At 43.6% G+C, this 14,839-nt stretch carries 11 protein-coding genes and 1 pseudogene; 10 read left to right on the top strand and 2 right to left on the bottom strand.

Annotated elements, in window-relative coordinates; all coding sequences use genetic code 11:
* Nucleotide 1 precedes the first annotated feature (1 nt).
* On the top strand, nucleotides 2-1,153 hold the full coding sequence (locus KUV50_RS10890; protein WP_222580174.1) for an NAD(P)/FAD-dependent oxidoreductase: 1,152 nt from the start codon (nucleotides 2-4) through the stop codon (nucleotides 1,151-1,153).
* An 887-nt stretch (nucleotides 1,154-2,040) separates the two neighbouring features.
* Here KUV50_RS10890 and KUV50_RS10885 read toward each other — a convergent pair.
* On the bottom strand, nucleotides 2,041-2,754 hold the full coding sequence (locus tag KUV50_RS10885) for an MBL fold metallo-hydrolase (RefSeq protein ID WP_222580173.1): 714 nt from the start codon (nucleotides 2,752-2,754) through the stop codon (nucleotides 2,041-2,043).
* A gap of 678 nt (nucleotides 2,755-3,432) precedes the next feature.
* Here KUV50_RS10885 and KUV50_RS10880 point away from each other — a divergent pair.
* The 9 genes and pseudogenes from KUV50_RS10880 to KUV50_RS10840 all read left to right on the top strand — a co-directional run bounded on the left by KUV50_RS10880 (nucleotide 3,433) and on the right by KUV50_RS10840 (nucleotide 13,696).
* Nucleotides 3,433-5,442: an alpha-amylase family glycosyl hydrolase gene (locus KUV50_RS10880; RefSeq protein WP_222580172.1), complete on the top strand. Its 2,010-nt coding sequence runs from the start codon at nucleotides 3,433-3,435 to the stop codon at nucleotides 5,440-5,442.
* 1,209 nt (nucleotides 5,443-6,651) lie between these two features.
* A complete protein-coding gene (locus tag KUV50_RS10875; RefSeq protein ID WP_222580171.1) occupies nucleotides 6,652-7,743 on the top strand; it encodes a Fic family protein in 1,092 nt (363 codons plus the stop codon).
* Nucleotides 7,744-7,834: 91 nt separating this feature from the next.
* Nucleotides 7,835-7,966: pseudogene (locus tag KUV50_RS19755) on the top strand (type I restriction-modification system subunit M N-terminal domain-containing protein); the annotation flags it as partial.
* Nucleotides 7,967-8,965: 999 nt separating this feature from the next.
* Nucleotides 8,966-9,325 carry a hypothetical protein gene (locus tag KUV50_RS10865; protein WP_222580169.1) on the top strand — a complete coding sequence of 120 codons (360 nt, stop codon included), beginning with the start codon at nucleotides 8,966-8,968 and terminating at the stop codon, nucleotides 9,323-9,325.
* Nucleotides 9,315-9,464, top strand: a complete 150-nt coding sequence (locus KUV50_RS10860; RefSeq protein ID WP_222580168.1) for a hypothetical protein — start codon at nucleotides 9,315-9,317, stop codon at nucleotides 9,462-9,464. The genes KUV50_RS10865 and KUV50_RS10860 overlap by 11 nt, the downstream gene beginning before the upstream one ends.
* Before the next feature lie 122 nt (nucleotides 9,465-9,586).
* Nucleotides 9,587-10,540 (top strand): calcium/sodium antiporter, encoded by a 954-nt coding sequence (locus KUV50_RS10855; RefSeq protein ID WP_222580167.1) that lies wholly within the window; start codon nucleotides 9,587-9,589, stop codon nucleotides 10,538-10,540.
* Nucleotides 10,541-11,203: 663 nt separating this feature from the next.
* Nucleotides 11,204-11,935, top strand: coding sequence for a hypothetical protein (locus KUV50_RS10850; protein ID WP_222580166.1), 732 nt, complete (start codon nucleotides 11,204-11,206; stop codon nucleotides 11,933-11,935).
* A 273-nt stretch (nucleotides 11,936-12,208) separates the two neighbouring features.
* Nucleotides 12,209-13,162, top strand: a complete 954-nt coding sequence (locus tag KUV50_RS10845; RefSeq protein WP_222580165.1) for a family 43 glycosylhydrolase — start codon at nucleotides 12,209-12,211, stop codon at nucleotides 13,160-13,162.
* 81 nt (nucleotides 13,163-13,243) lie between these two features.
* Nucleotides 13,244-13,696 (top strand): GNAT family N-acetyltransferase, encoded by a 453-nt coding sequence (locus KUV50_RS10840; RefSeq protein WP_222580164.1) that lies wholly within the window; start codon nucleotides 13,244-13,246, stop codon nucleotides 13,694-13,696.
* Nucleotides 13,697-13,736: 40 nt separating this feature from the next.
* Here the strand turns inward: KUV50_RS10840 and KUV50_RS10835 are convergent, their stop codons facing one another.
* Nucleotides 13,737-14,660 (bottom strand): mechanosensitive ion channel family protein, encoded by a 924-nt coding sequence (locus tag KUV50_RS10835; RefSeq protein ID WP_222580163.1) that lies wholly within the window; start codon nucleotides 14,658-14,660, stop codon nucleotides 13,737-13,739.
* Nucleotides 14,661-14,839 lie beyond the last annotated feature (179 nt).

Below are 14,839 nucleotides of genomic sequence, written 5' to 3'. Positions count from 1 at the left end.
TATGTCTTTGGAAAAGCATGCAAAAACAGATCTGTTGGTTATCGGGGCCGGAGTTGCGGGGTGCCTCACAGCAATTTCTTTAGCGGATCAATATGACGTGACCCTCATTGATCAATTGTCAGAGCCATCAGACCGCATCGGCGAATCTTTGGCACCGGCAGCACAGCGCATTTTAAAGCAACTCGGCATTTTTCAAAACCTGAATCCCCGGAAAAAAGAGCAGTTGTATCGTAAAAACATCGGGATGCAATCCTATTGGGGGAGTGATCGAGTGCAAATCGAAGACCATTTGAATAATCCGGACGGACCTGTTCTCTGCCTGAACCGGAAGGAGTTTGAAAACCACCTTCGTCGCACAGCAATGGAAAGGGGTGTCCGGTCCATCTGGCCGACCAGGTTTTATAGCAGTTTTTATGAACAGGGTCGATGGCTGGTCACTACCACGGCAGGTACTCCGTCGCCGAATAATATAAAACAACAGATCACAGCCCGCTTTGTGGTCGACGCCACCGGTCGGCCCTCCCGCTTTGCCAGACAGGTCGGTGTCCGACGCGACCATTTTGACAAACTGATCTCCTGCTGGAGCACCATGCCCGATCACGGAAAAAACAAAATGAGCACCATTTCTGCCTGCGAATCAGGCTGGTGGTACAGCGCAGTCGTGCCGGGCCATCGAAGAGTGCTGGCTTATCAGACCGATGCCGACCTGATCGACCGGAACCAAATGAGAGAACTTGAGGGCTTCCTATTGCTTGCAAAAGAACACCAACCGGTCCGACGCCTACTGCATGAGTCCCATGATGCCATTCAGTTTCATGGAACGGTCAGCGCCAATTCGACCCGCCTGGAACACGTTGCCGGAAATCAATGGGTGGCCATCGGTGATGCAGCCCTCAGCTTTGACCCGCTGTCCTCCCAGGGCCTGTTTCACGCCATGGCGAGCGCCATGCAGTTCAAGGAATTAATTACAGGACTGGATCTCATCAAGGATCCTACCTCCCGGAAGATGGATCAGTTTCGATTACTTTATACCCACCAAATGGACGAGGTATGGGAACGCTACCTGCATCATAAGCGCGTTTATTATGGAGCAGAAAGGCGGTGGGCGGCTTGTCCGTTTTGGCGGCGAAGACAGGAGCGCAGCGACCAATAGGACCGATCCCATTATGTCAATGGATTAAAATCGCATGTGCGACTAGGTCACTTTTACAAGGGGTACTGTTTTGCTCCGTTCCCAACTTGTCCCTCTTCAGCGCAAATAAAAGCTCTATTTGAATTTGATTCAAAAGACCTCGGAGAGGTCATAACTATGTTAGCAGATGGTTTTGCAGTATTTATCGACTTCGGAGAAGTCGCAATGTCTAAATATACATTACGATCCGCCCAAGACCGATCGATATTTTGACAATAACCGTTGCTAAGATACTTCGACCTCGGTGACACAATTGGCGGCAGACTATTTACATATAAAAATAGAGTATTGAATTTAGAAAATCAACGACTAGACTGACTTAATCTCTGTGAAATAGTTAGTATTAATTTACATTGTGTGGTATAAATTATGACGGGATAATTTTCCTTGTTGTTAAACCATAGCTATAATGTAGAGAAATATAGTTGTTCATGAAATTTTGACCGCCATAAATTATCTTGCTATTGTAGATGAGAAAGCTTCTTATTTCGAGCGACTAAAGTCAGCTTGCCCCTATGGAATTTGGGGCCGTTACAGGGGTGCAGTGGTTATTTTTATATTACAAGGATAGTATGTCTTTGTGGGATGAGAAGTGTTTATAAGCGGAAGCTATAATGTAAACTGAACAATTAAATTCTTTGACTCGTTGGGGATGACGGGATGGAAGGCAAAACGATAAGGAGCTTTATTAGCCCTAAATACCATTCCATCAAGGGCTAAGCCTAACCCAGTAGACCTCTGTGAAAAATCTCTATGAACCTCTGTGAAAAGGCCAATCGCTACAGGTGGAAAATCGGATAACCAACCTCAGATAAACCAAATCCATATTGGTTGGACTGCATGAAAATTTACCTCCACGCCATTAACGCGCTATTCAAGACCTCCTCTGCGCGCCATTGCGGTTTATGAAAATAGATCATGCCATGACCCGGAAGCATAATATCCGGATCCAGTTTGGCAAATCGGCGGAGCGACTCGATATAAATTTTTTTATCAAAATCGATGGATCCATCCCATCCAAAATCCCCCACCATCAAGGTTCCAATGATATCACCACTGATCACAATATTTCTATTTTCATGACGTAATGAGAAGGCCGTACACCCCATGGAATGCCCCGGGTAATGGCCTACCTGAATTTCAACACCCAGCAAATGGAGGATTTCACCATCAGACACGACCCGATCCACTTCCACCGGAGTAAAGGTTTTATGGTACAAATACCCGGCACATCGTTCATCTCCAGCCGAGACAGCATCCGCTGTTTCCTCGATAGCGACCAATTCGACCCCTCTTTTTTTGAGAAGATGACCCGCCCCCGCGTGATCTAAATGAGGGTGGGTAAGCAAACAATATTTAATGCCAGCCGGATCCAGATCCCAATACTGCATATTCTCAAATATCTGATCGAGAGTATCTCCACACCCGCAATCAAACAGGATTAATCCGGCTTTCGTTTTCAGGACATAGGAATTTCCGTCGTTCCACGAAGCCCCCTGCAGATCAAAAGTGAGGCCATTGATGTCACCCCCGGTTTGATACAGGTCTTTAAGTATTTGCATGTCAGCACTTTTTGATTGGGTAAATCTGAAAATTAGTGAAAGATTTTGTATTTTGACTTATCGTAGGTTTGATAACTTTACTGCAGATCAATCCTTGGGGTTCCAGGTGAAATTAAGATTAAAAGCATGCCCGGGAATATCCCTATTTGGATGAGGAGTGTATCGAATGGGATGAGCAATATTAGAAACTCTGCTTTGATCATCAGAAATCTATATTGCCTGCTGATCTCGCAGATTTTCGCAGAACTTGTGCCATAAAAAGTGGTATTTACGATCAAACCAAGCCACTGGCTTGCGTGTTATCTGCGTTGATCTGTGTAATCTGCGGGAAAAGATAATGATAAGAACGTTGTTCTTGGTGCACAAGTGCTGCAAGAACGAGAGTCGATAGGTATTTGGGTAAAGTTCGTATTTCATTGACCAACTACTCATATTTCTTCTTGGGCCATGGGTGCACTCCTACCATTTGAATTCATAATTACCGCATATATTTCGAAATATTCTTCGATTCTCTTCATCAAAAATACTCGGTGTAACTCCAGCTATACCTCCGGTTTTTTTCTCGACAATCTTTGAATATTTACAAAATCTTATACGGCATTATCAAATGCAAATGGTATCATTTCCAAATTTATCCGGTAAATTGAGACCTATATAATTTCACTCAACTTGAACGCCATGAATGAATCCAGTAAAATTGCCTTAATAAGAGAGGAGGAGTGGCTACAGGGCTATGAATCCAAAATCGTGGATCGGGTCCATCGATTCCAGGGCGCACTAAAAGCCATCCAAGAGCGCAGCGGAAGCATCGTAAATTTTGCCCGCAATCATGAATATTTTGGGATCCATTTTGATGCAGAAAGAAACGGCTGGGTGTATCGGGAATGGGCTCCGGCGGCACATCAACTCTGTTTTTTTGGTGATTTCAATGATTGGAATCGCTCCAGCCACCCCATGGAACGGAAAGAAAACGGCGTCTGGGAAATCTTTCTCCCCCGGGATGAATACATAGATCGTCTCGTGCACGGAAGCAAAGTCAAGGTACGGGTCCGCTCCGACAAAGGAGAGTTGGATCGTATCCCGGTGTACATCCGCTGGGTCATCCAGGACCCGGATACCCACGACTATACCGGGGTACTGTGGTTCGATCAAAATTTTCAATGGACCGATCAGGACTTTTCATCGAAAGCCAGTCTCGATCAGCCCCTGATCTACGAATGCCATGTGGGTATGGCGCAGGAAAAATTGTGCGTCGGGACCTATCAGGAGTTTGAGGAATTAACCCTCCCCCGGATTAAAGCCGCCGGATACAACACCATCCAGCTGATGGCCGTCATGGAACACCCCTACTACGGCTCATTTGGCTACCACATCTCTAACTTTTTTGCGGCCTCCTCCCGGTTTGGCACCCCGGAAGCACTCAAATCCCTGGTCAACAAAGCCCATGAAATGGGAATTGCGGTGGTCATGGACATCGTTCACTCCCATGCGGTAAAAAACGTCAATGAAGGGCTGAATGAATTCGACGGAACCGACTACCAATACTTTCATGCCGGAGACCGGGGCTATCATACGGCCTGGGATTCCAAGGTGTTCGATTATGGCAAACCGGAGGTCAAGCAGTTTTTACTATCGAATATCCGGTACTGGCTGGAAGAGTTTCACTTTGACGGCTTCCGGTTTGATGGCGTGACCTCGATGATGTACACCCACCATGGATTGTATATGGATTTCGACCACGCGGATTTGTATTTTGACGACCGGGTTGACGACGATGCGATTGTGTATCTGCAACTCGCCAACACCCTGATCCACGAACTTCGGCCCGACGCTCTTTCGATCGCCGAGGATGTAAGCGGCATGCCGGGATTGGCCCGAAAGATTGAGGATGGCGGCATCGGATTTGATTTCCGGATGGCGATGGGTGTCCCGGACTACTGGATCAAGACCCTCAAAGAAAAGTCCGACGAAGAATGGAACCTGCACGAACTCTGGCACCAGCTTACCTACCGGCCCGCGAAAGAACGGTCCATCGCTTACGCCGAAAGCCACGACCAGGCTTTGGTGGGTGACAAATCCCTAGCCTTCTGGTTGATGGACAAAGAAATGTACTACAGCATGTCCACGATGCAGCAAAATCTGATCGTTGATCGGGGGGTTGCGTTGCACAAGCTGATCCGGATGATCACCTTTTCAATCGGTGGCGAAGGGTATTTGAATTTCATCGGGAACGAATTTGGCCATCCGGAGTGGGTGGACTTTCCACGAGAAGGAAACAACTGGAGCTATCAGTACGCTCGGCGGCAGTGGTCGTTGGTGGATGATCCGCTGCTTCGATACGCGCATCTGGGCGCTTGGGATCGGGCGATGATTTCCCTCGGCACCAAATACCAGGTGTTGGCGGCGCCATCAGCCCGTCAGCTTTATCTCGATCCGTACCGAAAACTGCTGGCCTACGAAAGAGCCGGGTTGATTTTTGTGTTTTCGTTTCACCCTTCAGAATCTTTCACCGATTTCCATTTTTGGGTTCCTGAAGCCGGAACCTACCGAATCATTCTTCATTCGGATGCGACAGAATTTGGTGGATTTGATCGTTTGGACACGACGGTGGACCATTTTACCGACGAACACCAAAACCTCAAGGTGTATGTGCCGAGCCGGGTGATGCTTGTGCTGGAAAAGGAATAGGTTTTCCTAGGTAGCCGGAGCCTGCCTCTGCCGTCGCAAAGCAGGCAGGCTTCCAGCTCCGCAAATGATTGACCTTAACAGGTTGTGCTTTATTGATCTAAAACCCATTATTACGAATTATATTGCACCCATATACTGGGTAAAGTACGCTATTCAAACACCGAGATTCAGCACGGAATATATTTCAAAAGCAAGATGCTTTTGCTACATTTATTCCGGACGCAATTGTACTAAGGGTTTGGGATGTAATAAAATAACTGGAATTGACGACGGTATTTTGTGCATTAACGAGGCAAAAAACACAGCTATAGCTAAAGCGAGTCTTTTTAACGAAGTGAATGTGCAAAAGAGCAAGTCAAAACTGTTAGGTTATTACGTACCGGTCCCTAAACCAGGGAGTTTTATATATTAGTCAGAAATCACTGAAGCTAATCCATTACTGAGAAAACAAAACTCATTATAAATTATAAGCCAAAGAATATCGAATAGATGGGGAATTCATTGGCATCCGATGAATAACATCCTGAAGTATATGCGCAACAAAGATATGCTTTAAGTGCAGATTAGAGGGGATGGGTGTAGCTTTTGTTACGCATCAACGGCCCGCGACTAACGGGAGTCCGTATGGAAACTGCCCCGTCAACAACATCTCAATTTTTTAGACCCACTAAATAAATTACAAAGAGGAACTTCTTATCCTGCTGTTCGTGATAAGGATGTTTTTTCTCAAATGATATCTTTACCTACTTTAAACGAACAACATAAAATCTTTCAAGAAACCGAATCCCGTTTATCCGTTTGTGATAAAGTAGAAGAAAGCAGAACAGAGAGTTTAGAAAAAGCAGAAGCTTTACGACAGAGTATTTTGAAAAAAGCTTTGACGGTAAGTTATTAACGGAAGAAGAAATAACGCAATGCAATGCAGATCCGGACTATGAGCCTGCGAGTGTGTTATTGGAGGGGATTAACCCGCTTTATTCACCACGTCAATCTGTTATGATACATAATATACAGTGCATCAATTGCTTAAATCCCAAAATTGGGCCTATTACATAGCCCAATTTTGGGTGACGTTTGACTTTTGCGGGTTAAAGAGGAGAAGAAATATAATGTTTGCAACTCATCCGTGAGCCACAAGTTGCTTTATGACTCATATTGTCGTATATTTGAGCCACAAGCTTTTTTGTTACTCCCCCATAAGCCACAAAAATGAAACCTTATATTCCAGATACCTTACCGCTTAAAAACATAGAATGGGCTAAGTTTATCGACCTGATGGGTAAAGCCAACAGGTATATCGCGCGTTATGATGGCTTGTTGCAATCGGTTATCAATCCCGATGTCTTATTAGCACCTTTACGCACCCAAGAAGCGGTGCACTCCTCAAAAATTGAAGGTACCCAAGCCTCTTTAAGAGATGTTTTGCAGTTCGAGGGGGAGCAAGAGGTCGAGGATTACAAGAAAAGCGACATTTATGAGGTCATTAATTATCGTATTGCCTTAAAGGAAGGAAGAGAGCAGATGCAAAGTAGGCCTCTGACGTTAAACTTGATTCGCAAAATGCACGCAACATTAATGCACGACGTTAGAGGGAGCAGTGCTGATCCGGGAAACTTTAGACGCATCCAAAATTTTATCGGTACACCTGGCTCAACTATAGACACTGCTCGATTTGTACCACCAACTGTTTCCAATATGACAGAAGCATTGGGCAATTGGGAGAAATACATGCATTACGAAGAACAAGATGTTAATGTGCAATTGGCCATTGTCCACGCTCAATTTGAAATAATACATCCCTTTTTGGATGGAAATGGTCGAATGGGCAGAATCCTGATACCATTATTCCTGTATCATAAAAAAATCATTCACGAACCGGTTTTTTACCTCAGTGATTATTTAGAAAGCCACCGATCGGAATATTATGATGCATTAAAAAATATTACGGATAGTGGTAGCTGGACAAATTGGATTCGGTTTTTTCTTGAAACAATTATTGTCCAGTCCGAGAAAAACATTAATAAAACCAAAGCAATTATCCATCTTTACGAAGAGGTTAAAAAAGAGATTATAGAAAGTACCCGTAGTCAATATGCGGTACATTGCTTAGATACTATTTTTATTCAACCTATATTTTCCTCTAAATATTTTTCAAAACACTCAGAAATACCCAAATCGAGTGCCACCCGACTTTTAGATATATTGGTAAAAGAAAGTATACTGGATATTGCAGAAGCTGGCTCGGGTAGAAGACCATCTATTTATGCTTTTAAAAAATTACTGACCATTGTAAATGATTAGCAGAATATCCTTTGTGAATCATAGATAAGCCACAAAGTATTTTGCAACTCATAATCAAAGAAATATTAGTTACAAAATTATAGAACTACAAATGTCCGACTCAAGCATCATATCAAAAATTTGGAACCTTACCAATGTCCTCCGCGATGACGGCGTAGGCTATGGCGATTACCTGGAACAAATCACCTATTTGCTTATCTTGAAAATGGCAGATGAACTCAATTGGATATTCCGGACCAAACTGTGCCACCTATTTCGGAATAACTGTGCCAATATTATGATACTGACCATGACGAATTTCGGTTCAAACCGTGCCACTCTTTGAAAGGTCAAAGCAGAAGTAAGCAAATGCCATCAGATTTAGCCCGCTTTATTCACCACGTCAATTTATTATGACGTATAATACACAGTGCATCAATTGCTTAATTTCCAAAATTGGGCATATTACATAGCCCAATTTTGGGTGACGTTTGACTTTTGATTCATACATTATCCTCGGGACAGAGCCCTCGGTTCTCTCATAGAAAGTTCACTGAACTTTCTGTCTCAGCTCGGCTTTACCGAGATGAGACTACATTCGTTCATGTTACTAACTCCTTGAAATAGAATACTATTCGTGAGGCTACCCTTCCAAAATGAGGGCATTTTGGTTCCCTCATCAAAGATGGATTTACCATCTTTGGTCTGCGTTGCACTCCGACTATATTCAGTCATTCCTTGCATCTGCACCTGTCTAACTGCCATTAAAACAATAATCAACGCCAGGTAGGTAAATCAAAAGCCATGAATTTTGCGGGTTAGGGCCTGTTCTCGGCTGAACTATGACCTCCGATGTACGTGTGAAGGGGATGCACCGTAGAAGCGGCACAAGTTCTAACCCATTTGTGTCACCCCGGCAGCCACGTGCCAGACACTACCCTTGCGCACAAGCCTTCCACGGCAAGTGTCTGACACCACATCCAACACTTTCCAAAAATGTAAGAAGTTGATTCGCAATGTATATATTATAATTTTAGTACCAGGTGAGAGTAATTCACCAAACCATGTCACTGGTGCATTAATAAAGGCAATTCGGCAGATTCGGGAATCCAAAAAAAACTGGCAATATGTGGATAGCTAAGGTATTCGCAACAGCAATCGGCCAGAAAACACAATAGAATGCACACCTACCCTGTTTTCTTTTGTGAAGGATCTGTAGTAAGCTCCACTCAAAAAATAGACTATGAGAAGTATTTTCACCCTTTTCCTATTTGCATCCATACTCTGTGGATGCCAGGACACGGACCAACAAGAGGAAGAATCAACCACACCCTCAGCCATTGAATTGGATCAAAGTGTGGAGGACCTCACGGATCGCATTCAAATCAAAACCATTCAAATCGGGTCAGAAACCACTACCGACAAAAACAAATTCCATACCTCTTACCCCTATACCGAGTATGAATTTATCAACACGCACCAGGAAGAATATGCCTATTATATTATGGAATCTGGACCCCATGGATTGGAAAGATCGCCACGCCGAAACGGTAGCAGAAAGAATGAGCGAGGCCAAAGTAAACGGAATAGTTTTGGCTCATGATATTCACAAATCCACCGTGGATGCGATACCAGCGGTGATTATCAATTTGCAGACAAAAGGATATCACCTGGTCACCATCGACGACCTGTTTTCAGGCCAGGAGCTGACCAACGGCAAAATTTATAATCGACGAAGATAGAACTCTATGCTCCATCTTTGGTTCGCCTGAAAAAGAATTGGCTACATGTTTTTGAACTGAAAATAAAAAAGAAGAGTTTCAACCCATTGTGGTACATTTGAGCAGAACATCCAGTATGGACTATGCTAATATCCTCTATCTTAATCATTGCAGGGTTTACAAGCCTGATATTTGGTGCAAACTGGCTGGTTGACGGGGCTTCCTCCTTAGCCAAAAAGAATCACATATCTGATTTGGTTATCGGGCTGACCATTGTGGCTTTTGGTACGTCCGCACCTGAATTGGTCGTCAATGCGGTCGCTTCATTCAATGGGTTATCGGACATCGTTTTCGGAAATATTATCGGGAGCAATAATTTCAATTTGTTTATTATCCTCGGCATTGCCGGATTGATTTATCCCATTACCGTTCAATCTTCGACGGCTTGGAAAGAAATCCCCCTATCACTGATCATCACCATATTGTTTTTTATCCTTGCTAACAATTTCTTTATTTATCAAAACCTGGCAATTTCAAGATGGGAAGGAATGATATTACTCATAGCTTTTATCGGCTTTCTGTATTATGTGTTTCATCAGCTGAAACAGGAAAAATCGGAGGCTGTCAATTATGAAGAAAAATCAAACTTCAAAATCTGGAGTCTTATACTCTTTGGTATCACTGGATTAATCGCAGGTGGCAAATTGGTCGTCGACCATAGTATAGAAATAGCGACTGAGTTGGACGTCAACCAAAAAATAATCGGATTAACCATCATTGCGGCAGGAACCTCACTACCAGAGTTAGTTACCTCCATCGTTGCAGCCTTAAAAAAGAATAGCAATATTGCTATTGGGAACGTAATAGGCTCCAATATATTCAACATACTGCTGATCCTTTCCATTAGTGCTTTGATTCATCCCATTTCTTACAACACGAACTTTAACCGGGAATTACTGATCTTGATGGGAGGAACCGTTTTTCTAATTCTAGCCATGGTTACCGGAAAAAGGAAAAAGCTCGATCGATGGGAAGCATTCATGATGTTCAGTTTTTACATCATCTATACGTCCTATTTGGTATCAGAAGAGCTATAAAACGTATTCCAGGACTTTTCTTCTGTCCGGACTTAGATATCTGATCTAGGATCCGAAAATGGAGCATGTATTAAGACTATTCCAATAATTTACACGGGTTGATCCGGTTACCACATCACATCTGCGCTTCTGCTATTGTGCAAATAGGTTTTAATGTAGATGCTATGCCTGCCCTAGCCCGCAAAATTCATGGCTTTTGATTTACCTACCTGGCGTTGATTATTGTTTTAATGGCAGTTAGACAGGTGCAGATGCAAGGAATGACTGAATATAGTCGGAGTGCAACGCAGACCAAAGATGGTAAATCCATCTTTGATGAGGGAACCAAAATGCCCTCATTTTGGAAGGGTAGCCTCACGAATAGTATTCTATTTCAAGGAGTTAGTAACATGAACGAATGTAGTCTCATCTCGGTAAAGCCGAGCTGAGACAGAAAGTTCAGTGAACTTTCTATGAGAGAACCGAGGGCTCTGTCCCGAGGATAATGTATGAATCAAAAGTCAAACGTCACCCAAAATTGGGCTATGGAATATGTCCAATTTTGGAATTTAGGTAATTGATGCTCCATGTATTATGTATCATAACAAATTGACGTGATGAATAAAGCGGGCTAGGCAATTTCATCACGAACGATATATTTGCACCCAAAATCGCACAGATCAAATGAATAAACTCTTCCTGATATTACTGGTATTCGCATGCACAGCGTGTCCTACTCATAATTCGATAGAAAGCCCGGTGACCCACCTGGTTGGAAATCTGGTCATCAATAAGCCATCGGATCTGGACGACCCCGCTATTCGGGCATACAAGACCCTCAGTGGCAACCTGGTCATCAACTCTCCGACCATTGAATCAATTGAAGAGCTAAAAAATTTAGAAGAAGTGAAGGGTATATTGATTTTTAAAAATCCAAAATTGAAATCCCTGGATGGTCTGCAAAACATTCAAAAGGCAGACTTCTTATCGATTAGAGATAATAAAGAACTCCAATCCCTGGCGGGGCTTGAAAATCTGGGCATGATCGACGGTGATTTTTCCATTGACAACAATGATCACCTGACCTCCCTGAGTCATTTGAACAGCTTAAAAAAGATAGGTGGCTTGTTTTACATCAACGACAATCGGCGATTAACCAATCTCAATGGTTTGTCAAATCTCGCAGAAGTCGATGAAGTGATCATGCTGAACAACATCAACCTGACAAATATCAATGGTCTAAACGGCATTACTTCTTTTTCTAAAATGACTTTTGTCTCCAATGATTCATTGACCGACTTTTGTTCACTGGCGAATGTTCTTAAAGGAATGGCGGATGCCCAGTCATTTGGAACCATCTACAATAAATACAATCCGACCATTGAAGATATGCAGGCTGGTCGTTGTTCCGAATAAAGCCCCGTCATACCGCTTTATTCCCACCGTCACCCAAAAATGGCATGACTGAAAGAAGAACGGTGAGCTCCTGTAAACAGCGTCAAGGATGTTTGGAGTTTAATAATTGATGCACTGCATATAATGTATCACAATAGATTGATGTGGTGAATAAATAGGGATAAGTAAGCTACCAAAAAATATTTCAACGCTGAAACTTCTTTGTGGTACGCTACGTCTTATACATAGACCAATGCAACGGGCAGATTGGCAGGAACCACTCAAACAACAGACATGAAACTATTCATAGGCACCGTCTTTTTAACCGCATTGATCATTCAGTCGTGTGAAAAAACAAAATCAGATGAATTAGAATTTGATCAGTGGACCCGGACATCGACACCGGTGCTGAGAGATTCGATCGCCAGTGAAAATTATCAGGTCGCCAGTGATGCCCACGTATTTGTGGATGGTAATTCGCTTCAAATGATCTACTCCGGGGATAAAAATGGAAAGTCATCCATAAAACTGGCTCGCTCCAATGGCTTAGATGCATGGAGGCCTTCCAACACCTTGTTAGGTTCTGTGGGTCCATCCGGACTGGATGTCCACAAAGAAACTGCGTATTACCGAAAGGCTTCGACGGGTAAACACCAAATCTACTACATCGGGTATGAGGATGAAACCGCCTATGAAGCCCAAATCTTTCTGGCTGAAGCAGATGTGCTGGACGGACCCTATACTCAAATGAAAAACCCCGTAGTGGCAAAAGGAAATATGGCCGGGAAACAGGTTTATTGCATGACTTCTCCAAGTGTCGTAGAACATGAGGGAACGCTGTACATGACCTTTATTGGCTGGAACGACGCCCCAAAGGACGTGACGGAAGTATGGATCATCGGAGCAACCTCTCAGGATCATGGCCACACGTGGAATGATTTTCAGTTGGTTGACACAAGAATCGGAATGGAGGGTCAGGTAACCAAAGCAGGCGAAAACCAATTCATCGCAGTACGAACCGGTGATCTCGATGGAAAAGAAGCGATATATTATTCGAGAGCTTCCCACCCTTTTGGACCGTGGAACGAATCAGAGCACCCCATATTGATCCAGGCCGGACCACCCTATGAAAAAGATGAAATCATCGCCCCACAAATTTTTATAGACCCGGAAAGCGGCGACGAAGTATTGTTTTACACAGGAGCCGATTATTCGATCGGCTGGTGGATCATGCTGGCTAAAAAATGAACAATGGCTGCTGCCGCGGGATTAACCTAAAATAGCTGGCCCCCTCCGAAGTAGTGAATATAAGATACAAACGAAATCACCATGAATAAAGTCAACTATGTAACATACACTAACTCAGATTTTGACCACCTTCTCAGGATGAGTCAAAAGCTGTGGACAGATTATTCGAAAGATCAGTTGGTAAAATTGCTGACTCAAACGGTCAAGTCTGAAAAGTACCATACGCTAATTGCAAAAGATGCACCAGCTGGCAGATATGCGGGGTTTGCCATTTTTTCAATACGGACGGATCCCGTAGAAGGCGCCGTAAATTCACCCACAGGTTATCTGGAAGGGATCTTTGTGGAATCGGATTACAGAATGATGGGAATAGCTAAAGAATTTCTCCGCATGGGTGAGTTGTGGTGCAAAGAAAAAGGATGCACTCAATTGGGTTCGGACACCTGGTTAACCGATCAGGAATCCCGAGCCTTTCATAAAAATATGGGATTTTGGGAAGAAGAGGAGGTTGTACATTTCTTGAAGAATCTCTAACCATGAGGTTACGTATTCAATAGAATCATTATCACAACCGTCACCGCAGCGTCCCTTCCGGAAACTGCACCTTATCCGGCGCTTCATTTAACAGGGCCAGCGCATACCGCAAAATTCGATTTCGACGGCCGGTCGTATCCCGGGGTTCCACCGGGTACGAAATTACGGCTTCCATCCACGCATAGGTATTTATTCTAAAATAAACCGCCGGCTCCCATTCTTCCCATTCATGCGCTGCAAAATGCCGATAATGTTCTCTAAAATCCCGGTTTGTTGCAGCCAACAGACATTCTTCCACAAACTCCAGATCACTGGTATAAGCCACCTGGATCGGCGTTTCATTCCATATAAACGGAAAGTCTGGTCCCGAATAATTAATTACCTCCTCTTTTAGAATCAGGCTGTTTGGAAAACGGATGATCCGGCCGCTTCTCCGATCATTGACCAAATAATCTCCGCTGCATTCCAGCATCGTCGTATCCAGATAATTGATTTCTACCACATCACCGCGGAGTCCGTTAATCTGGATTCGATCCCCGACCAAATAGGGGCGTCGAAAAATCAGATATATCCAGGCGATAAATGAAGTAATGGGCGCCTGTAGTGCAAAACCAATGATCAGAGAAATTAATCCAAAACTAACCACCGCTGCATACAGGTTCTGAAATAAAAACGAAGTGGCCACGATTAAACTGGAAACGATCGCCAGCAACCGGGTAATGCGCAATAGATTGTACCGGTCGCCCTCCAGATGAGCCCGTGTATTGATCAGCTTCCGAATGATTTTGCTGACCATAAAAATTAATGCAATCAAAAACAAACTCATACTCAGCTTTTCCAAAAAGGGAACGTACTCATTCCAGACCTCGAAAACAGAAAGCTGCAACACATAATGCAGTGCAATCAGCAGTGCGGCGATCACACCATAAATCAGGATCCATTTGTTTGTTTTCTGCATTTTCATATCGCGTAAGTTATTTATTTGACAGACAACCTGCCTTTGGGTTTATAGGGATAGATCTACACGATCTCAACAATAAGATCAATTGTATCTGTTCAAAATAAGGCCATTTTATTACAAAAGAAGAACTGGTTCTCCAATTCACAAATAATGTACAGGTACTATTTCGCACTTCCATCCCC

It is taken from the genome of Membranihabitans marinus (genome assembly GCF_019802045.1).
In the GTDB taxonomy this organism is placed as follows: Bacteria; Bacteroidota; Bacteroidia; order Chitinophagales; family Saprospiraceae; genus Membranihabitans; species Membranihabitans marinus_A.
This window is presented reverse-complemented; position numbering and strand designations above follow the sequence as displayed.

Bases quoted from the DNA above. Each gene is read 5' to 3' on its own strand.
- KUV50_RS10885 (WP_222580173.1), bottom strand. From the start codon at position 2,754: ATGCAAATACTTAAAGACCTGTATCAAACCGGGGGTGACATCAATGGC.
- KUV50_RS10865 (WP_222580169.1), top strand. From the start codon at position 8,966: ATGAGAAGTATTTTCACCCTTTTCCTATTTGCATCCATACTCTGTGGA.
- KUV50_RS10835 (WP_222580163.1), bottom strand. From the start codon at position 14,660: ATGAAAATGCAGAAAACAAACAAATGGATCCTGATTTATGGTGTGATC.
- KUV50_RS10840 (WP_222580164.1), top strand. From the start codon at position 13,244: ATGAATAAAGTCAACTATGTAACATACACTAACTCAGATTTTGACCAC.
- KUV50_RS10850 (WP_222580166.1), top strand. From the start codon at position 11,204: ATGAATAAACTCTTCCTGATATTACTGGTATTCGCATGCACAGCGTGT.
- KUV50_RS10880 (WP_222580172.1), top strand. From the start codon at position 3,433: ATGAATGAATCCAGTAAAATTGCCTTAATAAGAGAGGAGGAGTGGCTA.
- KUV50_RS10855 (WP_222580167.1), top strand. From the start codon at position 9,587: ATGCTAATATCCTCTATCTTAATCATTGCAGGGTTTACAAGCCTGATA.
- KUV50_RS10845 (WP_222580165.1), top strand. From the start codon at position 12,209: ATGAAACTATTCATAGGCACCGTCTTTTTAACCGCATTGATCATTCAG.
- KUV50_RS10890 (WP_222580174.1), top strand. From the start codon at position 2: ATGTCTTTGGAAAAGCATGCAAAAACAGATCTGTTGGTTATCGGGGCC.
- KUV50_RS10875 (WP_222580171.1), top strand. From the start codon at position 6,652: ATGAAACCTTATATTCCAGATACCTTACCGCTTAAAAACATAGAATGG.